17 protein-coding genes are annotated in these 19,379 nt (G+C 63.8%); 13 read left to right on the plus strand and 4 right to left on the minus strand.

Annotated elements, in window-relative coordinates; all coding sequences use genetic code 11:
• The first annotated feature begins 4 nt into the window (after positions 1–4).
• The 10 genes from GX444_02465 to GX444_02510 all read left to right on the plus strand — a co-directional run bounded on the left by GX444_02465 (position 5) and on the right by GX444_02510 (position 11,629).
• Complete coding sequence (locus GX444_02465) at positions 5–757, plus strand: ATP-binding cassette domain-containing protein (GenBank protein NLH47445.1); 753 nt, start codon at positions 5–7, stop codon at positions 755–757.
• Between the two features lie 9 nt (positions 758–766).
• On the plus strand, positions 767–1,900 hold the full coding sequence (locus tag GX444_02470) for an MCE family protein (protein NLH47446.1): 1,134 nt from the start codon (positions 767–769) through the stop codon (positions 1,898–1,900).
• 1 nt (position 1,901) lies between these two features.
• On the plus strand, positions 1,902–3,617 hold the full coding sequence (locus GX444_02475) for a hypothetical protein (GenBank protein ID NLH47447.1): 1,716 nt from the start codon (positions 1,902–1,904) through the stop codon (positions 3,615–3,617).
• Positions 3,618–3,663: 46 nt separating this feature from the next.
• Positions 3,664–4,842: a hypothetical protein gene (locus tag GX444_02480; GenBank protein NLH47448.1), complete on the plus strand. Its 1,179-nt coding sequence runs from the start codon at positions 3,664–3,666 to the stop codon at positions 4,840–4,842.
• A 151-nt stretch (positions 4,843–4,993) separates the two neighbouring features.
• Positions 4,994–5,533 carry a hypothetical protein gene (locus GX444_02485; GenBank protein ID NLH47449.1) on the plus strand — a complete coding sequence of 180 codons (540 nt, stop codon included), beginning with the start codon at positions 4,994–4,996 and terminating at the stop codon, positions 5,531–5,533.
• Positions 5,530–6,306 (plus strand): alpha/beta fold hydrolase, encoded by a 777-nt coding sequence (locus tag GX444_02490; protein ID NLH47450.1) that lies wholly within the window; start codon positions 5,530–5,532, stop codon positions 6,304–6,306. Before GX444_02485 ends, GX444_02490 begins: the two co-directional genes overlap by 4 nt.
• Complete coding sequence (locus GX444_02495; protein NLH47451.1) at positions 6,306–6,761, plus strand: dTDP-4-dehydrorhamnose 3,5-epimerase; 456 nt, start codon at positions 6,306–6,308, stop codon at positions 6,759–6,761. The genes GX444_02490 and GX444_02495 overlap by 1 nt, the downstream gene beginning before the upstream one ends.
• A 39-nt stretch (positions 6,762–6,800) precedes the next feature.
• Positions 6,801–7,841 (plus strand): hypothetical protein, encoded by a 1,041-nt coding sequence (locus GX444_02500; protein ID NLH47452.1) that lies wholly within the window; start codon positions 6,801–6,803, stop codon positions 7,839–7,841.
• On the plus strand, positions 7,842–10,007 hold the full coding sequence (locus GX444_02505; protein NLH47453.1) for a hypothetical protein: 2,166 nt from the start codon (positions 7,842–7,844) through the stop codon (positions 10,005–10,007). It abuts the gene before it with no gap.
• Positions 10,008–10,009: 2 nt separating this feature from the next.
• A complete protein-coding gene (locus GX444_02510; GenBank protein ID NLH47454.1) occupies positions 10,010–11,629 on the plus strand; it encodes a GAF domain-containing protein in 1,620 nt (539 codons plus the stop codon).
• Between the two features lie 12 nt (positions 11,630–11,641).
• Here the strand turns inward: GX444_02510 and GX444_02515 are convergent, their stop codons facing one another.
• A complete protein-coding gene (locus GX444_02515; protein ID NLH47455.1) occupies positions 11,642–12,049 on the minus strand; it encodes a DUF2752 domain-containing protein in 408 nt (135 codons plus the stop codon).
• A 10-nt stretch (positions 12,050–12,059) separates the two neighbouring features.
• Positions 12,060–12,374, minus strand: coding sequence for a CD225/dispanin family protein (locus GX444_02520; GenBank protein NLH47456.1), 315 nt, complete (start codon positions 12,372–12,374; stop codon positions 12,060–12,062).
• Positions 12,375–12,675: 301 nt separating this feature from the next.
• On the opposite strand from GX444_02520, the gene GX444_02525 reads away from it, so the two are divergent.
• On the plus strand, positions 12,676–13,323 hold the full coding sequence (locus tag GX444_02525; GenBank protein ID NLH47457.1) for an adenylate kinase: 648 nt from the start codon (positions 12,676–12,678) through the stop codon (positions 13,321–13,323).
• Positions 13,324–13,885: 562 nt separating this feature from the next.
• On the plus strand, positions 13,886–15,379 hold the full coding sequence (locus GX444_02530) for an ABC-F family ATP-binding cassette domain-containing protein (protein NLH47458.1): 1,494 nt from the start codon (positions 13,886–13,888) through the stop codon (positions 15,377–15,379).
• Positions 15,380–15,392: 13 nt separating this feature from the next.
• Here the strand turns inward: GX444_02530 and GX444_02535 are convergent, their stop codons facing one another.
• Together GX444_02535 and GX444_02540 are read right to left on the minus strand one after the other, a co-directional pair.
• Positions 15,393–16,352 carry a hypothetical protein gene (locus GX444_02535; GenBank protein NLH47459.1) on the minus strand — a complete coding sequence of 320 codons (960 nt, stop codon included), beginning with the start codon at positions 16,350–16,352 and terminating at the stop codon, positions 15,393–15,395.
• Between the two features lie 100 nt (positions 16,353–16,452).
• Entirely contained in the window at positions 16,453–17,934 is a 1,482-nt protein-coding gene (locus GX444_02540) for a DegQ family serine endoprotease (protein ID NLH47460.1), read from the minus strand.
• A 298-nt stretch (positions 17,935–18,232) separates the two neighbouring features.
• Between GX444_02540 and GX444_02545 the strand changes: the two genes are divergently transcribed.
• The gene (locus GX444_02545; GenBank protein NLH47461.1) at positions 18,233–19,057 is read left to right on the plus strand and encodes a class I SAM-dependent methyltransferase; all 825 of its coding nucleotides are present in this window, start codon (positions 18,233–18,235) and stop codon (positions 19,055–19,057) included.
• Positions 19,058–19,379 lie beyond the last annotated feature (322 nt).

A 19,379-nucleotide genomic window follows, 5' to 3' on the forward strand; every position in this document is an offset into this window, starting at 1 on the left:
GGCCATGGCCAGCGGGAAGAAAATCATCGCCTTCGAGAAAATTCAGAAGCGTTTCGGTCCGAAGATCATCTACGCCGACCTGACGCTCGACATTTTCGAGGGGGAGAACCTGGTGATCATCGGCGGTTCCGGCTCGGGCAAATCGGTCATGCTGAAATTGCTGGTCGGGCTGCTCAAGCCCGAGGCCGGGCGCATCGTGTTCGACGAGCGCGAAATCACGGCGATGGACGAGAACGAACTGATCGGCGTGCGGGCGCAGATCGCCTACGTGTTCCAGCAGGCGGCGCTGTTCGACTCGATGACGGTGCACGACAACATCGCCTATCCGCTGCACGCCCACCTCAAGCTGACCGACGCCGAGATCGACGCCCGGGTCGCGCTCAACCTCGAACGCGTCGGCCTGCCGGGTTCGGGCAACCTGATGCCCTCGCAGTTGTCCGGCGGCATGCGCAAGCGCATCGGCCTGGCCCGGGCCATCGCGCTGGAGCCGCGGGTCATTTTGTGGGACGAGCCGACGACCGGCCTGGACCCGTCCAACACCCGGCGCATCAGCGAACTGATTCTCAAGATGCAACGCGAATTGCACGTGACGAGCCTGGTCGTCACGCACGATATGACCAGCGCGATGATGGTCGCCGACCGCATCGCCATGCTGCACGAAAAGCGCATTCACCAGGTGATCGCCAAAAGCGAAATCGCCCGGGAGCCGCAAGGCTCGCTGATCCGGGATTTCATCGAGGGCAACCTCGATCTGTAGGAGGCCGCCATGCCGCTGCCGCGTTCCAGTGAAATCAAGGTCGGGCTTTTCGCCCTGGTGGTGCTGGTCGCGTTTCTGGCGTCGATCGTCGTGCTGACCAGTAAAACCAGCCTGTTCCGCGAATCGATCGACTTGCGCACGAGCTTCAAGGACATCGCCGGGCTGATCGAGGGCTCCGAGGTGCGCCTTTCCGGCGTCACCGTGGGCTTCGTCAACCAAATCCAGTTCAGCCCCGAGAAGGGCGACCCGACCGTGTTCGTCAGCTTCAACCTCGACGACCGCGGCATCGACCGCGTCATGAAGGACAGCAAGGTCACCATCTCCAGCCTCGGCCTGCTGGGGAAAAAATACCTCGAAATCATGCCCGGCACGCTGGCCGCCGGCCGGGTCGAAAACGACGACTTCCTCGAAGGGATCAACCCGGCCTCGATGGCCGAGGCCCTCGACAAGGCGGGCGTAGTGCTCGACAACATCCGCGACACCACCTTCGACCTGAAAAAGCTGTTCGCCTCGATCGCCGGCGAGGAGGGCGCCGAAACCGATCTGTCGCGCAGCATCACCAGCGTCCGCAACATCATGGCGGAAGTGGAAGGCGGCCGGGGCGTGCTGCACGATTTGATTTACGAGCCGACCAAGGCCGAAATCCTCACCAACATCGCCGCCACCACCCGCCGCATCAACACCGTCGTGGCGCGCATCGAGGAAGGCCCCGGCAACATCCACGAAATCGTCTACGGCCAGCAGGTCAAGGCGCTGATGGACAACCTCTCCACGACCAGCGAGGCGCTGCGCCAGGTGATGGTCGATCTCAAAGAGGAAAAGGGCCTGATCCACGGCCTGATCTACGATCCCGAAAAATACCAGATGCTCGAGGACCTGAAGATGTCGGCCGCCAATCTGGCGCGGATCACCGAACGCATGGACCAGGGCGAGGGCACCATCGGCGGCCTGCTGATCGACCCCACCATCTACGAGGATCTGAAAAAATTAACCGGCGAGGTCGAGCGCAACCGGGTGCTCAAGACTTATATTCGTTACGTGGTCCGCAAACGCGAAATGGATCTGGAGAAGAGCATGGAGCCGCCGCCCAATCCGCCGGCCGATTCGACCCCGGTGCCCGACGGCGGCGCCACCGCGCCGTGAGATGACGACGAAGATTCCGCAACCTGGTTACGAGCTGCTATTCCGGCCGCGGCTGGTGTCGATCCGCAACGCCTTTCAGCGCGGCGCCAAATGGGACCGCCTGAAAATCTATTTTTTCGGCGGGCTGACGCTGCTGTTCTGGATCGGGCTGCTGATCGCCGGCATCCTGCTGCTCGGGCGGCTGGCCGCCGAACAGCCCTTCGGCCCCCTGCTCATCCATAAGCTGCTCGGCTTTCTGTTCATGCTTTTTTTCGCCGTCCTGACGTTTTCCAATATCGTGGCCAGCCTGAGCAACCTCTACCTGGCCGACGACCTGTACCTTTACGTCAGCGCGCCGATCCGGGTCGACCGGCTGTTTCTGTCGCGCTCGCTCGCGGCCGGGGCGCAGTCGGGTTGGATGGTGATGCTCTTCGCCCTCCCGATCTGGATGGCGGCGGGAATCGTTTTCGACAGCCCCCTTTGGTATTACCCCTGGATGATCCTGGTCATGGCGGTGTTCCTGCTGCTGCCGGCGGCGCTCGGCTCGCTGGTTACGACGCTGCTGGTCCGGGCGTTTCCGGCCCGCAAGGCGCAGGACGTGCTGGTGATCCTGTCGATCGGCCTGGTGGTGGTGTTTTACTTTCTCGTCCGCTTTTTGCAGCCCGAGCAACTGTTCAACCCCGATCTGTTCCACGGCTTCACCGAATATTTCGCCACGCTGCGCGCCCCGAATTCGCCGCTGATTCCGTCGGTCTGGGCCGCGGAAGCGCTGTGGGGCGGGTTGAACGGCAAGCTGGACGCCAACGTGTGGCTGCTGACGGCCTACGGCCTGTTTTCGGGCCTTGCCGGCCTGGCCGTCACCGCCTGGGCCGCCGAGCGCTGGTATCCGGACGCCTTCAGCAAGGCGCAGGAAGGCCGGCAGGCGCGGTTCACCAAAGCGGTCGGCGCCAACCGGTTTTTCGAGGCGCTGGTTTTCACCGCGCGGCCGCTGCGCCGGATGATCATGGTCAAGGATCTGAAAACCTTTTTCCGCGAAACCACCCAGTGGACGCAATTGCTGTTGCTGCTGGCGCTGGTGGTCGTGTACCTGTTCAACTTCAAGGTGCTGCCGCTCGATCGCTTTGGCCTGAATTTCTACCAGCGCAGCCTGATCGTTTTCGTCAACCTCGTGCTGGCCGGCTTCGTGCTGTCGGCGGTCAGCGTGCGTTTCGTGCTGCCCGCCATTTCCACCGAGGGCCGCGCCTTCTGGATTCTGCGCGCGGCGCCGATCCGCCTGCGCGACGTGGTGCTGGCCAAGTTCGCCCTGCTGACGCTGCCAATTCTGGCCATCGGCCAGGCCCTGGTGGTCATCAGCAACTACTACCTGGGGACGCACTGGTTTCTGATGGTTTACAGCGCCGGCCTGATGGCCTGCCTGTCGCTCGCCATCACTGCGCTGGCGATCGGCGTCGGGGCCGTCATGCCTTCCTTCAACGAACGCAACGTCGCCAAGATGGCCACCGGCGCCAGTTCGATCGTCTACATGGTCGCCGCGATGTTTTACATCATTCTGGTGGTGGCACTGTCGTTCGTGCCGGGCAAGGATGGCCTGCTGGCCGTGCTGTCGCACCAATCGCTCACCGGCCGGCAATGGCTGACGGCGGGCGTCGCCGGCGCGATTTTCCTCGCCTCGCTGATCGCCGTCATCGTGCTGCCCCTGCGCCTGGGCATCCGTGCGCTGGAAAAACGGGAAATCTGATCCGCCGCCGGTGGAAACCGGGGCGGCGATGGGTTATAAGGTTCGGATGAAGCGCTGGCGCCTTTTCCTCACCATGGCCTTTCTGGCGTTCGCCGCGACGTGGGTCCGGGCGGCGGAAGGCCCGGTGTCGCTGCCGAAAAAAACCGTTTCCAGTCTGCTGGCTTTCGATTTTCGACCCGAACGCAACGTCGTTTTCCACACCCCGGACGCGCCGGAAGCGGCGTACCGACTGGCGCAGACGCTGCTGCTCGAACTCGATTACCTGCCCACGGCCGAAACGGTGGCGCGCGGCGATTTGATCGGCCCGTTGGTTTCGAAACACACGTTCGGTCAAGGGCAGTTGCTCGAGGCGGCGGCCGTTCGGCTGCGGCCGGTCGACGGCGGCACGGAACTGACGATCCGCGGTTTGTTCGTGGTGCCGGCCAGTAAATACCTGTTTGATCAAAGCGAGCGGCCGACTTCGCGATTTATCCGTGATTTCCCCCAACTGTTCGCGGCCAAGAAAAAACTGGTCGAGGCGACCGGCGAGACGAGCATCCATACCCTGATCGCCCAGGCCAAGGACAATCTGGCCGCCCGGCGCGACCTGGAAAAAACCCTGGACCTGCTGAACTTGATCGAAGCGGCGACCCGCTCTCGTTGCCTGGCCGGCCGGCAGGCGCGCGAACTCAAGCACGCGGCCGAGGCGGAGTCGCTTCGCAAGCAAAAGTTGAGCGACGCGGTGGAGGAGCAAAAAGCGCAGATCGACGCGGCGATGCGGGCGAACGATTGGCTGGCGGCCCATACGGCGGCGGATCGGCTGCGGCATATTCTGCTCGAAAATCAGGTGCCGGCCGACGATCCGTTGGCTCTCGAAGCCGCAAAAACCCTGGAAAAATGCCGGGGGCGGCTGGCCGGCCGCGGCACCCTGATCGCCTTTCAACCGCAAACCGCGCCGGCCGACGGCAACGACATCGCCGTCGGCTTCACCGTTCTGAACGTCGGCAACCGGCCGATCGCCTCGTTCAAGGTCCTGGTGGCCACCAAGGACGCCAACGGCGCGGTCAGCGCGGGGCGGATCGGGCCGTCCTACCCGTATTCCGTGCAGATCGAGCCGCCGTTGCAGCCCAACGAATACTACGCCGCGACGGTCGTCGTCCGCTTCGAGCATCCGTCGGAGGTCGCCGCGGTGGACGTGCGCATCGTCCAGATCGGCTACAGCTACGGGAAAAAGCCGAAAAAGTAGGCCGTTTCAGCGGCCGTCGGCTTTGATCGCCTCGCTCACTGTTCACCGGTTTTCGAGTTCGGCAATCCGGCTCATTGAAGGACCGGACGGTTTGCAGGCCTTGCCGACCTGTGCCAAGATAAACCCTCACCCGTGCAATCAGGAGGCGACGATGGCCGGCGGCTATCCGAAAACAGTCGATCAATTCCGTAAAGTCATGTTGATCATGGGCATCATTTCGGTCGTATTGGCGCTGCTGATCGTATTCGCGCCGGGCGGTTTCATCAAAGCGCTCAACTGGATCGGCGGGGTTTTCGTGAAAAGCAGCGTCGCCCCCAACGTCTGGACCATGCCGGCTCAGGATATCTTCTACAAGGTGTACGACAACAGCGTGCCGATGCCGCCGGACATCCTGCGGTTGCCCGACCATTCGCTGTTCACCTCGATGGCCCTGGGAATGACCGTCCTGATGGCGATCTTTGCGTTCCTGGCCTTCTACGCGCCCGAAAAATACGACCTGCTGGTCATTCTCTGGCTGGTCGGCAAGGGCGTCGCCGGCTTGTTCGGGCTGGGCCAGTACCTCTGGGTGCATCACTATTTCATCAACCTCCTGGTGGCCATTTTCGATCTGCCTTTGGCCCTGGTGGTGCTGTTCTTCTGGCTGCGCTCCCGCGCCGCCTTGCGGGCCCCGGCCACCACGCCGATTCCGTGAAACCATTTCGCTGCCCGACCGCGGACGGAGTGACGATCGACGGCGCCTTGTTTCCCGCCGTTGCTCCGGAGCGGGGGGTGGTCGTCCTGGCGCACGGTTTGCCGACGGCCGGGCCGTCGCCCGAGGCGGCGGCGGACGAAGGCTATCCGGGATTGGCGCGCCGGTTGACCGCGCTCGGCTATACCACGGTCCTGTTCAACTTCCGCGGCACCGGCGCCAGCGGCGGTCATCTGGAGATCGACCGGTGGCCCGATGACCTGGGCGCGGTGCTGGATCATCTCGACCGTTCCCCCGAACGCCGATCACGTTATGGCGTCGTCGGATTTTCCGCCGGCGGGGCGGCGGCGATCCTGCGGAGCGCCGCGGACGAACGCCTCGATCCGTTGATCACCATGGCGGCGCCGGCGGATTACGGTTTTTTGCCGCTGAACACCAACGTCGCCCAGTGGTTCCAATTGTATCGGGAACTGGGTATGATCCGCGAAGGTTATTCGGGCACCCCGGAGAGCTGGGCGGCGGGATTCGAGCGGGTCAGGCCGGACCGGGCGATCGGCTCGTCGCGGGCGCGCCGGCTGGCGATCGTACACGGAACGGCCGACGATCTGGTGCCGGTGGCACACGCCGAACGGCTGGCCGCGGCGGCCGGGGGCCGGGCGGAAAAAATATTGATTTCCGGCGGCATTCATCAAATGCGCCGCGACGAACGCGCCGTGGCCGTGCTGGTGGATTTGCTGAAGCGGCTGGTTCCGGCCGGTGGCGACGGAGGAGCATGATGATCGATGGCGTGATGGTGAAGAAATTGCGGGTGATTCCCGACGAACGTGGCCGACTGATGGAGATTTTGCGGTCCGACGACGAGATTTTCGAGGGATTCGGCCAGACGTACGTCACGACCGCGTTGCCGGGCGTCGTCAAGGCCTGGCATTACCACAAATTGCAGGACGATCATTTCTGCGTCCTGGTCGGCATGATGAAGGTCGCCCTGTACGACGCTCGGGAGGGAAGCCCGACGCGCGGCGAGGTCAATGAATTCTTCCTGGGAGTGCACAATCCGCTGGTCTTACGCATCCCGGCGGGGGTATACCACGGCTTCAAATGCATCAGCGAAACCGAGGCGATGTGCCTGAACACGCCGACCCGCACCTACAACTACCAGGAACCGGACGAATACCGCCTGCCGGCGCACACCGACCAGATTCCGTACAATTGGAATCGCCGGGATTACTGAGCGCGGCGGACGAACCGGATCGAGGAATAGACAAAAAGCATGGGCCTGTTCACCAAGATATTCGGCACGCAGAACGAACGCGAACTCAAACGCATCGCGCGCACGGTCGCCGAGGTCAACGAGTGGGAACCCAAGGTCAAGCCGCTCACCGACGACCAGTTGACCGCCCGCGCCAAGGAAATCGCCGCGCAAATCCGCCAGGCGGCCGAAAGCCTCGACGACGAAAAGGAAATCGTCGCCGCCTTGTTCGAGGCCGAGCGCGCGGCGCTGCCCGAGGTGTTCGCCCTGGCCCGCGAGGCCAGCGTCCGCACCCTCGGCATGCGGCCGTTCGACGTGCAGGTCATCGGCGGCATCGTGCTCTGGGAAGGCCGGATCTCGGAAATGAAGACCGGCGAAGGCAAGACCCTCGCGGCGACCATGCCGCTGGCCTTGCACGCGATGGCCGGGCGCGGCGCGCACCTGGTCACCGTCAACGATTACCTCGCCAAGCGCGACGCCGAATGGATGGGCCCGATCTACAAAATGCTCGGCCTGACCGTCGGCCTGGTGGTGCACGAGATCGACCCCGACAACCGGGTGGCCAGCTACAAGGCCGACATCACCTACGGCACCAACAACGAGTTCGGCTTCGACTACTTGCGCGACAACATGAAGATTCACGCCAGCCAGCTCGTGCAGCGCGTGCACCACTACGCCATCGTCGACGAGGTCGACTCGATCCTCATCGACGAGGCCCGCACTCCGTTGATCATCTCCGGCCCGGTGCGCGAAGACCCCAACACCCTGCTGCGCGTGCGCGACGTCGTGCGCCGGCTGAAGAAGGACGACCACTACGAGCTGGACGAAAAACACCGCAACGTCATGCTCAACGACGACGGCGTGACGGCCGTCGAGCAGGGCCTCGGTCTGAGCAACCTCTTCGACGACGAAAACGCCGACACCCTGCACAAGGTTGAAAACATGCTGCGGGCCTATGCCCTGTACCATCGCGACCGCCATTACATCGTCAAGGGGCGCGAGGTCATCCTCATCGACGAGCACACCGGCCGCACCATGGAGGGCCGTCGCCTGTCCGAGTGATTGCACCAGGCGATCGAGGCCAAGGAAAACGTGCAGGTCCGCGCCGAAAGCCAGACCTACGCCACCATCTCGCTGCAAAACTACTTTCGCATGTACGCCCGCCTCGCCGGCATGACCGGCACCGCCGACACCGAGGCGGCCGAGTTCAAGAAAATCTACAACCTCGACGTCAATGTCATCCCGACCAACCAGCGGATGATCCGCTACGATGAGCCCGACAAGGTCTACCTGACGGCCAACGAAAAATTCGCCGGCGCGTATCTCGACATCCTCGATTGCTACCTGCGCGGCCAGCCGGTGCTGGTCGGCACGACCTCGATCGACATGAACGAGCTGATGAGCGACCTGCTCAACAACGTGCGCAAGGACAAGCGGGTCCGCGACATCCTCGACCGGCCGATCGTCGAGCGGACCTTCACCGAGATTTCCGAGCAGCTCGGCCAGGAACTCGACTACAAGACCTTCAAAATTCCCCACACCGTCCTGAACGCCAAGCAGCACGACGCCGAGGCGCTCGTCGTCGCCCAGGGCGGCCGCATCCGCTCGGTGACCATCGCCACCAACATGGCCGGCCGCGGCACCGACATCAAACTCGGCGGCGACCCCGAGATGCTCGTCTACCTCGAGGACAAGCTTTCGAAAAACGCCAGCCACGCCCAGTACGAACGCGTTCTCGCCGAGCGGGTCAAGCAGTGCAAGGAAGAACACGTCAAGGTGGTGGAACTCGGCGGCCTGCGGGTGATCGGCACCGAACGCCACGAATCGCGGCGCATCGACAACCAGTTGCGCGGCCGCAGCGGCCGCCAGGGCGACCCCGGCTCCTCGTCCTTCTACCTGTCGCTCGAGGACGACCTGTTGCGGATCTTCGGCGGGCGCATGGAAGGCATCCTGGCGCGCCTGCAAGTCGAAAAGGACATGCCGATCGTCAGCCACCGGCTGATGGACCGAGCCATCGAGCGCGCCCAGAAATCCGTCGAGGCGCACAACTTCGATATCCGCAAACGGTTGCTGGAATACGACGACGTCATGAACCAGCAACGCACCGTCATCTACCAGATCCGCCGCCACATCCTGATGGAAGGCGAGGTCCACGACCAGATCCTCGCCATGGCCGAGGAAGTCGGCGGCAGCCTGGCCATCGGCTACACCGCCGACCTGGGCAAGCCCGACGCCTGGGATCTGCCCACCCTGTCCCGGATCCTGAAACACCGCTACGGCATCGAGCGCGAGTGGGGCGAGGAAGACGCTTTCAGCCTGAAGCCGCAGGACCTGGCCGATGAACTGGCCGCCGAGGTTCGCGGGCAATTGGAAAAAACGCTGGCCAAAATCCTCGAGTTCGACTCGCTCCGCTACAAGCACATCGAGGAAACGGCCGCCGACCGCGAAAAACTCCTGCTGGCGTTGATCGAGCAGGTCGCCTACTACCTCACCGAGCAGGCCGCCCCCGAGGGCTTGCCGCCCGCCAAGTGGCGCGTCGGCGGGCTGCTCGAAAAGGTGCGCGAACGCTACGGCCGGGCGCCGGAAATCCCGGAAACCGAGCGCCGACACCTGGCTTTCGACCGGCTGATGACGCTGACCCGGCTGGCCATCGAGGGCGCTTTCGCCGCCGACCGCGCCGCGATCGAGCCGCTCATCCTGGCCGACTGGGAAATCGCCAAGACCGAAAAGCAGCGCCGGCTGATCGGTTCGGCCGAGCAGCGGCTCTACCTCTGGGCGCTCGATCATCACTGGATGCGCCACCTGTGGCGGATGGACCACCTGCGCGAGGCGGTGAGCTTCAGCGGTTACGCGCAGCGCGATCCGCTCATCGAGTACAAGCGCGAAGGGTTCGCGATGTTCGAAGAGATGATGTGGGAAATCAAAAAGACCACGGTCAACGGCCTGTTCCGGCTCGGCTACGAGCCGCGCACCGGCCGCATCCACATCCCGAACCTGCAGGATCTTTCCGACGAAGCCAAGCTGGTGAAAGAGGAATCGTCCAGCCGCGCCTACGAGCAGGCCAAGCAGGACGCCGCGCAAGCCGCCGAGGCGGCGGGCGACCGCGTCAAGCAGGCGCCGGTCAAACGCGACCGGCCGAAGCTGGGCCGCAACGACCCCTGCCATTGCGGCAGCGGCAAGAAATACAAACATTGCTGTTGGGACAAGGATCACCGGGCCGCCGAGTAACGATGGAAGAAACCACGCGCCGGATTCGCATTGCCCTGCTCACGTCGGATGAGGAATTCCGGCGCGCGCTGACGGCGGCCTTGCCCGATTACCGGTTCAGCGACGACTTGCCGGAAGCCCGGCTGGCGATCGTCGATGTCCGCGCGGACGAAGCCGCGCTGATCGCCGGGCTGCCGCCGGACGTGCCGGTGCTGGCCCTGGTGGGGGCGCGAAATTTCGACGACGCCCGGGCGATGATGCGGGCGCGGGCGGACGACGTGCTGGACCGCGCCGCCCCGGCCGACCAACTCCGGCAGGCGATCGAGCGCCTGCTCTTTCATCCGACCGTGCCGCGTTCGGTCTCGGCGGCGCTGTCGAGCGAACTGTTCTACCTGCGCGACGTCTCCCAGGCGGCCAGCGAGGGCATGGCACTGCTCTGGCTGTTCAACCGCATCGTCGACATCGTCGCCCAGGCGCTGGGCGTCGACAACGTCAGCCTGATGCTGATCGAGTTCGATCCGGAGACGAAAAAAGAGTTGTTGCACATCAAGGCGGCACGCGGGCTGACCGAGGAAATCATCCGCGCCACGCGGATCGAGCTTGGGCAGCCGATCAGCGGCCTGGTGGCGGAACGGGGCGAGGCGATGCTGATCGCCGATGTCGAAACGGCCGGCCTGGGCATCGCCGCCAACCGGCCGCGGTACCACGGCAAAGGCCTGCTTTCGGTGCCGATCAAAACGCGGCGGCAGACGCTGGGCGTGCTTAACGTCAACAACAAGACCAGCGGCGGTTCCTTCGACGACTACGATCTGGCGTTGCTGGTCACGCTGTGCAACCAGGCGGCCCTGGCGATCGACAACGCCTGGATGTACGACCGCCTGAACCAACACGCCGGCCAGCTCGCCGAACTGAACAAGCGCCTGCGCGCCATCAGCCAGGCGAAAAGCGAACTCATCGTCAACCTCTCGCACGAACTTAAAACGCCGTTGACCGCGATCCAGGGCTATGTCGACCTGCTCCGCTCCGGCGTGGTCGCGGCCGATCGCATCCCTGAAATCCTCGCCAAGGTGCACGACCGCACCCGGAACCTGGGCCGCCTCGCCGGGCGTCTGATCACCTTCTTCGCCCTCGATTCCGGCCTGGCGAAATACTACTTCCAGTCGTTTCCTTTCGATGTCCTGGTCCAGAAGTGCCTGGACGATCAGCGGCCGGCGATCGAAGCCCAGGCGCTCGCCGTGCAATTCGACCGCGACAGCCTGCACCGCTTCGTGCACGCCGATCAGGCGCAATATCAGGAGCTGCTCGGGGCGCTGCTCGAAAACGCCGTCAAGTTCAACCGCCCGGAAGGTACCGTTCGGCTGCGCGGCGAAACGGCGGACGTCGACGGGCGCGCTTATCTCGAGGTGTTCGTCGAGGACACCGGCCACGGCGTGCCCGACAACCTGCGCGCGACGATTTTCGAGGAATTCCGTCAGACCGACGACCTGCTTACCGCCAAGCCCGCCGGCCTCGGCCTCGGCCTCGCCATTGCCCGCGCCATCAGCCAGGGCCACGGCTGCCGCATCCGACTGGTGAAAAGCGACGACGCCGGCTCGGTTTTCGCGTTCACCGTGCCGCTGGAAAAGGGCGCGGCCGAGTCCTGATCGTGTTTGCTTTCAGTGTGGCGCGAGCAGCGTGAACGGAGACCACGGCAGGTTGCGGATCACCCAATAAACCAGAATCACCGCCACCAGAAACCAGCTCAGGCGATTGGAGATTTCCAGCGGCTTCCACGCCGGCCGGAAAAGGTCGCGCCAGCCTTGATAGACGATCGCCGCCAGCACGAACGGGCCCAATAAAAACAAAAGGGGATTGAGCCGGAGCGCGGCGAGCGGGTGGCCGTGCAACAACTCGTGCATGGCGCGCATCGAGCCGCATCCCGGGCAGTACAGGCCGGTCAGAAAATAAAACGGGCAGGGCGGATAAAGCCCCTTTTGATGCGGATCGCGGAAATACAGCGCCACCAGCAGCACACCGACGGCCAGAACGATCAGCGCGACGGTAAGGCGGGGGTACTTTTTCATGGCCGGCCGGTTAGTTGGCGGCGAAGCCCAACAGCGAAAGGACGACGGCGGCCAGCACGGTCAGGACGGTGACGGCCAGACCCGCGCCGAAAGCCAGCCAGGTCCAGAGTTTCGCTTTTTTCGACTGGGCGAGCGCGCCCGCCAGGTCCCCGGCGGATTTGAGCGGCCCCACTTTCGCGGCGTAGACGATGGCGACGATGCCGAACGGCAGACAGCAGAATAGGGTCGTCAGAATGGCGAACGCCAGGTAATCCTGGATCGGCTCCGCCGGCGCGGCGGGCGGCGGAGTGGCGGGAGTTTGCGGCTGGATGTTTTCCGAGGCCATGCGAGTCTCCTGTCGCGAGGTGAATGAGTGACCCTGATCAAGCGACGCGTTTTCGCGACGGGCTCCATCATAGCAAGATTCGCGCGGCGATACCAAGCGGAAACCGGCGAGGTTTTCCGGCTGGGTGCCACGGTCTTCGATCCCCCTGGATCGATGGCCGTGACCGGCGCGATTCACTGCCGCCGCCAAACCACTACTCCGGTTGCGCGGCCCGGTGTTTTGCCTTATGGTTGCGGCGCTCCCGGCAGCGGCGAGCGATCCCCCGGCGAGACAACCGGAAGCAACCGAGCGGAGGTGAAAGATGTATTTGATTTTGTTGGGTGCCCCCGGCTCCGGCAAAGGCACGGTGGCGAAGAAATTGTTGACGGCGGTGAAAGCCGCGCACATCAGCACGGGCGACATTCTGCGCGGCGCGGTGGCCGCCGGAACCGAGCTGGGCAAGAAAGCCAAGGCGTTCATGGACGCGGGCCAGCTCGTCACCGACGAGTTGATCCTGGGCATCATGAAAGAGCGGCTGGCCGAACCCGACGCGAAGGCCGGGTTCATTCTCGACGGCTTCCCGCGGACGATCCCGCAGGCCAACGGCCTCGGCAAAATCCTGGACGAGCTTCAGATCAAGCTGACCGGCGTCATCGACATCGAGGTGCCGGAACAGGTGATCCTCGACCGCATCCTGTCGCGCCGCACCTGCGCGAATCCCCAGTGCCAGGCGATCTACAACGTGAAGTTCATGCCGCCGAAGGTCGAAGGCGTCTGCGACAAGTGCGGCGGCAAGCTGATCGTGCGCGCCGACGAAACCGAGGAAGTGGTGCGCAACCGCCTGAAGGTCTACGACAGCCAGACCGCGCCGCTGATTTCCTACTACGAGAAAAAAGGGCAACTGCACAAGTTCCCGGGCGAATCGAGCCAGGTGATTTTCGACGGCGTGATGAAGCTGCTGGGCAAGTAGGATCCCGCTTTGAAAACCGAAACCCCGCTCCTCCACCGGAGGCGCGGGGTTTTTTCGTTTCACCCTCGCCCCGGGTTCGCCGACCCGCTCACACGCGGAGCGCGTGAGTGAGGGGTTAGAAGAGTCGCTGGCGACGAAAATCCTCGCCGTCTTTCGGTGCGCCGGCCGGATACCACGAAGAATCGCACCCTTCGAGACGGCCAAGAGCCTCCTCAGAAGGGCTGCGGTAAAAGTGAGGTGGCCGAGAGCGTCGGCGGATCACTCCGCTTGACGCTTCGGCGGCGCGCGATTAGGTTTGAATCGCCGGGCGTCGACACGGCCGTCGGTGGCGCCTGAAGCGTTCGTTCCTCCAACCAGGAGCCGAGGCATGGTCCGCTAGGGAAACGCGTCCGCATCGTCAAAATCCCTCCCGCGAAACGCGGCGAGGCAAGGGAAGATGGTGCGAGCCCGGTTCCCGGCGCGGTCTGTACGCCCGCGGGGCGTCACCCTTTCAACGACGCCCGATTTTCGATTCGCGACCCCTCACCGGAACCGTCGCTCGCCGCAGCAATGGAGTGGATTCATGACGGCAACGATGTTGCATCTGTCGGCGATCGATTTTTCCTACGGCACCGCGCCGGGTTTGTTGTTCGCGAACCTGACGCTCGCGTTCGGCCGCGGTTGGACCGGAATCGTCGGCGCCAACGGCACCGGCAAGACCACCCTGGTGCGCCTCGCCTGCGGCGAACTGGAACCGCTGGCCGGGCGGATCTCGGCTCCCCAACCCGCCGTCTACTGCCCGCAACGCACGGACGATCCGCCCGAGCATTTCGCCGCTTTTCTGGCCGCTGACGGACCGGCCGCGTACTGGCGGAGCCGCCTGGGGATGGAAGCGGACTGGCTGCGGCGCTGGGACACGCTGAGCCACGGCGAACGCAAGCGGGCCCAACTGGGCGCCGCCCTGTGGCGCGAGCCGGCGGTGCTCGGCATCGACGAACCCACCAACCACCTGGATCGCTCGGCGTTGGAATGGATCGCCCAAGCCTTGGCAAGCTTCACCGGTATCGGCCTGCTGGTGAGCCACGACCGCGAGTTGCTGGACCGCCTCTGCGCCCGCTGCGTTTTCATCGATCCGCCGCTGACGCGCGTGTTTCCCGGATCGTACAGCGCGGCCGTAGAGCAGCGGGACCGAGCCGATCTTCACGCCGCGCGCGAACGCGAACGGGCCGAGGAAAACGTCCGCCGGCTCGAACGCCTCGTCTCGCGTCGCCGGCACGAGGCGGCGCAGTCCGATCATCGCCTTTCGGGGCGTCACCTGGATCGCCACGATCACGACGGGCGCGGCAAGCTGGGCCTGGTGCGCGTGAGCGGCAAGGACGGGCAGGCGGGGCGGTCGCAGCGCCAGGCGGACAGCCGCTTGCGCCAGGCCAGGGATTCGCTCGGCCGGTTGCCGGTGCGCCAGGCGTACGAACTGGGCATCTGGTTTCGCGGCGAGCGGTCGTTGCGGGACAGTGTCGTTTCCCTGCCGGCGGGCCGCCTGCCGATCGATCCGGCGCGGGTGTTGGAATTTCCGGATTTGCGCATCGGCCCCGAGGATCGGATCGCGCTGACCGGGCCGAACGGCGCGGGCAAGACCACGCTGCTGCGCCACCTGCTGCCCCGGGTCGCGCTGCCGCCGGAGCGGGTGGTGCACCTGCCGCAAGAAATGGATGTAGCCCTATCGCGCGAGGTGCTGGACCAAGTGCGTGGGCTCGACAGCGAGCGGCTCGGGCTGGTGATGACGATCGTCAGCCGCCTCGGTTCGCGACCGGCGCGGTTGCTGGAAAGCCGGGAACCGAGCCCAGGCGAACTGCGCAAGCTCTTGCTCGCCCTGGGCATCGCCCGGCGGCCGCACCTGATCGTGATGGACGAGCCGACGAACCACCTCGACCTGCCGGCCATCACCTGCCTGGAAGACGCGCTTGCCGACTGTCCCTGCGCGCTGCTGCTGGTCAGTCACGACGAGCGGTTTTTGCGCCGCCTGATCCGCCTGCGCTGGGACATTCGCGACGGAACGGTCGTGGTGGGAATCGAGTGAACGGCGCCGCGTCTTACCGCGCTTCTTTTCGCTGCGGCCTGACCTCGAAGGTCAGCACCTGCGAATCGTCGCTGATCACTTCTTCGGGGCCGTTGACGAAGCGCTGGGTCGCCCATTTGAGTTCCAGCCGGCTTTCGATCGGCAACCCGTAATCGAGGTTGAAGCGCCCCTCGTAGGCCGCCGAGGTGAAATTCAGGCCCAGGGTCACGTCGCCCAGTTGAATCATCCCGAAGGGCGATTTGACCTCCGCCTTGCCGTCGGCGACGCCGCTGCCCTCAAGCCGCAGCAGCGAGCCCTCGCGCTGGACGAGGCGGCTGCTCATGACGACGGGGATATACCCCGTCATCGGCGGATGCGGGGCGAATGCTTCGGTCCGTTTCCATTCCCGCCGGACGCGCCAATCGACCGGCAGGTACGTTGCAAACAGAACCGGTTGCAGGTGCTTGTTTTCGGGGTACGGAAAAACCGTCAGCCCGGCGGGCGGCTTGCGCCATTTATCGTTGGCGAAGAAATCCGGCGGCACGGTTTCGCCCCGGAAATCGCGTTGCCAGAGACCTGTGGCGTCGACCACCAGATGCAAGCCGTGATCGCCGACGTTGCGCAGATAATGGGCGCCGGGCGACCGGTCGAACGGGTCGCGGCCGCGGTCGAGCCAGCCGTCGTGGACGATCGCCGGGCGATCGCCCTCGCGGATGGTGACCTGCGAATAGGTCGGCGTCAGCAGCAGATGGGCGCGCCCCGCCGCGTCGGTTTCCAGGACGTCCAGGTTGAAGTGGACCAGCGTCACGCGGGTGCTGGGTTCCTCGGCGCTCTGCCGCGGCTGGTGTTCGAGGCGTTCGGAAAAAACCACCCGGAACGAATCGCCGACCCGCCAGTGGTAGGCCGGATCGGGGGCCGGATTCGAGACCGGCCGCGTTCCGGCGCAAGCGAAAAACACGAAAACCGCCAGGGAAATAAGGATGAGGTTGCGCATGGGGATTGGCTTACCATCACTTCGGATGGGCGGCAAGCCGCCGCCGGGTAATGAAAAGGGCGCGAACGAATCGCGCCCTGAGTTGGTAAAGGAGATGCTTTTACTTGATCCGCAGCACGACGAACGAGGTCGCGCCGTTGCGGTAGACCAGCAACAGGGCCTTTTTCGCCTGAACGGATTCGATGGCGCGTTTGAATTCGGCGACGTTGTTCACCGGCGAGCGGTTCACTTCCAGGATGACGTCGCCGGCCTGCAAGCCTGCGTCGGCGGCGATGCTGCCCTCGCGGACCTGGGCGATCACCACGCCGCGCAACTCGCCGGGCAGGTCGAAGTATTCCTGGATCCGCGGCGTGATGTTGGCCACCGTCATGCCGACCGAAACGTCGCTTTGCTCTTCCGGCGCGTTGGCGCTGACCTTCGTGGCCGACTCGTCCTGGTCGGGGTTGGCCTTGATCGTGACGTCGACGGACTTGGTCGCCTTGCCGCGGATGATCTCCAGCGTGACCGTGGTGTCCAGCGGCGTCTGCGAAACCATGTTGCGCAGGTGCGCCGAGTCGATCACATCCTTGCCGTTGTATTTGACGATCACGTCGCCGCGCTGCAAGCCGGCCTCGGCCGCCGGGCTGTTTTTCACCACGTCCGACACCAGCGCGCCGCCGGTTTTCTCCAGCCCGAACTGATCGGCCATCTCGGCCTTCACGTCCTGCACCATGGTGCCCAGGTAGCCGCGCTGCACCTTGCCGTATTTGATCAAGCTGTCCATGATCACCCGGGCCATGTCGACCGGAATGGCAAAGCCGATGCCCTGGTAGCCGCCGCTGCGCGAGAAGATGGCGGTGTTGATGCCCACCAGCTCGCCGCGCGTGTTGACCAGCGCGCCGCCCGAGTTGCCCGGGTTGATCGCCGCGTCGGTCTGAATGAAATCCTCGTAATCGAGAATGCCCACGTTGGCCCGGCCGAGCGCCGAGACGATGCCCATTGTGACCGTCTGCGACAACCCGAAGGGATTGCCGATCGCCAGCACGACCTCGCCCAGGCGCAGGGTCGAGGATTGGCCGAAGCTCAGCGGTTCGAGGTCGTCGGCCTCCACCTTGAGCACCGCCAGGTCGGCCTTGCTGTCGCTGCCGATGACCTTGGCGGTGAGTTCGCGCCCGTCGCCCAGCACGACCAGAATGTCCTCGGCGTCGGAAACGACGTGGTTGTTGGTCAGGATGTAGCCGTCCTTGGTGACGATCACGCCCGAGCCGAGCGCGCGTTCGCGCCGTTCGCGCGGCACCTGGTTGAAGAAACGCTCGCCGAAAAAGTGCCGGAAAAACGGATCGGCGTGAAAGGGCGTCTCGTTCTGCGGCATGCGGATCACCTTGGTGGTGGAGACGTTGACCACGCTTTTCACCGCTTTTTCGGCGACGGCCGAATAGCCTTCCGTCGCCGACGTTTGCGGCGCGACGGGCAGGGGAGTAACGGTGGTGGTCGCCGACCCGGTCGGCTTTTTCGGTCCCTTGAACTGACAAGCCGCCAGCCCGACGGCTAAAATCAGGACCAAGAAAACGACTAACGACCGAAAGAAAACGCGGTTTTTCATGTTTTTTCTCCACCTCGCCGCGATTGGCAAAATCAACCGGATTCTTTCATCCGATTGGTCAATTAGACCCGAAACGCCCCGAAAAGGTTTGCAATCAATATAACCACGATCCAAATTTGTTGACCCAGGTCGGCGATTGATTTTATACCTTAATGACAAAAGCCTCAAAATGGTGGCAAATTGGACGGATTCCGGCCCCTGTTTCAGCGGGAATAGTTCTCGCCGGATGTCGTAAAAACGCTTGTTATTTTTGCGGACGCCGCGCTATTTTCAAGCCGGATCATTCGGGACCAGGATTATGAAAAGCGTCTCTTGCTACCACTGCGGCTCGGGTCGGCATTCCTTCTATGCCGCCGAAAACGGTTTTACCCTCGTGCGCTGCGACGGCTGCGGCCTGTTGTACGTGACGCCGCGGCCGGACGAGCGGGAAATCGCCGCCGGCCATGAGTTGGGCGTGCATCAGGGCGAACAAAAGTTGGAAGTCACCGGCCGCTTCGCTGAGGTGAAGGTCGGCCGCTACCTGAATATCCTGCGCGATTTTTTCGGCGACGAGTTGCGTGAAAAACCCGTGAGCTGGCTCGACATCGGCTGCGGCCACGGCGAGTTTCTGGTGGCGCTGAGGGAATTTTCCGGCGGAAAAATCGTCGCCAGGGGAGTGGAGCCGAACCTGGCCAAGCAGGAATCGGCGCGGTCGCGCGGCTTGGACGTCGGCTTCGCTGACCTGCGGACCGAAGCCCGGCGTTACGATTTCGTTTCCGCGCTCAACGTCTACGGCCACTTGCCCGAACCGCCGGCGACCCTGAGCGATTGGCGGCGCCTGCTCAATCCGGGGGGAGAATTGTTTCTGGAGACCGGCGACACGGCCGAATTGCCGGCGAATAAGCACCCCAAGCCGTTTTACCTACCCGATCATTTGTCCTTCGCCTCGCGGCGGATCGTCACGGACCTCTTGCGGCGGATCGGTTTCGACGTGCTGGATTCCCGGGTTTATTACTGGATCAAGCCGGGGCCCGTGACGGTGACCAAGGAAACCGTCAAAATTTTCTGGCCGGGAAAGAAGTCGAGCCTCCGCTACATGTTCCGGCCGACCGATCTGTACATCCGCGCGCGGCGGAAGGAGTAGTTTGATTCGGCAAGGTGATCTCTGTGGCGCTTTGCCGAAGGGCGAGCTTGGGCCTTTGCGAACGCTTTGGCCCACGGGCCCGGTCACGATTTCACCTCTCCGCCAAACCCTCCGCCGGATTTGCCGGAACTGATAATTTTCGTTTATTTTTCCGCGACTTCCGATTTAACTATGATCGCCAATGGGAGTCCACTCGTAAGTATTAAAAATGATTCATATTTTTCCCTTGTTTTTTTTTCAAAGATGTATCTTTCTATTCGCCTTCCGGGTGGAGCAGCGTGGTTGGATGAGGTGAGGGTGGCAGTGAAGGCGCTTGGAGAGC

It is taken from the genome of Myxococcales bacterium, from assembly GCA_012517325.1.
Taxonomy (GTDB): domain Bacteria; phylum Lernaellota; class Lernaellaia; order Lernaellales; family Lernaellaceae; genus JAAYVF01.

Coding starts and splice junctions, on each gene's coding strand:
- GX444_02465 (NLH47445.1), top strand. CDS start 5: ATGGCCAGCGGGAAGAAAATCATCGCCTTCGAGAAAATTCAGAAGCGT.
- GX444_02470 (NLH47446.1), top strand. CDS start 767: ATGCCGCTGCCGCGTTCCAGTGAAATCAAGGTCGGGCTTTTCGCCCTG.
- GX444_02475 (NLH47447.1), top strand. CDS start 1,902: ATGACGACGAAGATTCCGCAACCTGGTTACGAGCTGCTATTCCGGCCG.
- GX444_02480 (NLH47448.1), top strand. CDS start 3,664: ATGAAGCGCTGGCGCCTTTTCCTCACCATGGCCTTTCTGGCGTTCGCC.
- GX444_02485 (NLH47449.1), top strand. CDS start 4,994: ATGGCCGGCGGCTATCCGAAAACAGTCGATCAATTCCGTAAAGTCATG.
- GX444_02495 (NLH47451.1), top strand. CDS start 6,306: ATGATCGATGGCGTGATGGTGAAGAAATTGCGGGTGATTCCCGACGAA.
- GX444_02500 (NLH47452.1), top strand. CDS start 6,801: ATGGGCCTGTTCACCAAGATATTCGGCACGCAGAACGAACGCGAACTC.
- GX444_02510 (NLH47454.1), top strand. CDS start 10,010: ATGGAAGAAACCACGCGCCGGATTCGCATTGCCCTGCTCACGTCGGAT.
- GX444_02515 (NLH47455.1), bottom strand. CDS start 12,049: ATGAAAAAGTACCCCCGCCTTACCGTCGCGCTGATCGTTCTGGCCGTC.
- GX444_02520 (NLH47456.1), bottom strand. CDS start 12,374: ATGGCCTCGGAAAACATCCAGCCGCAAACTCCCGCCACTCCGCCGCCC.
- GX444_02525 (NLH47457.1), top strand. CDS start 12,676: ATGTATTTGATTTTGTTGGGTGCCCCCGGCTCCGGCAAAGGCACGGTG.
- GX444_02530 (NLH47458.1), top strand. CDS start 13,886: ATGACGGCAACGATGTTGCATCTGTCGGCGATCGATTTTTCCTACGGC.
- GX444_02535 (NLH47459.1), bottom strand. CDS start 16,352: ATGCGCAACCTCATCCTTATTTCCCTGGCGGTTTTCGTGTTTTTCGCT.
- GX444_02540 (NLH47460.1), bottom strand. CDS start 17,934: ATGAAAAACCGCGTTTTCTTTCGGTCGTTAGTCGTTTTCTTGGTCCTG.
- GX444_02545 (NLH47461.1), top strand. CDS start 18,233: ATGAAAAGCGTCTCTTGCTACCACTGCGGCTCGGGTCGGCATTCCTTC.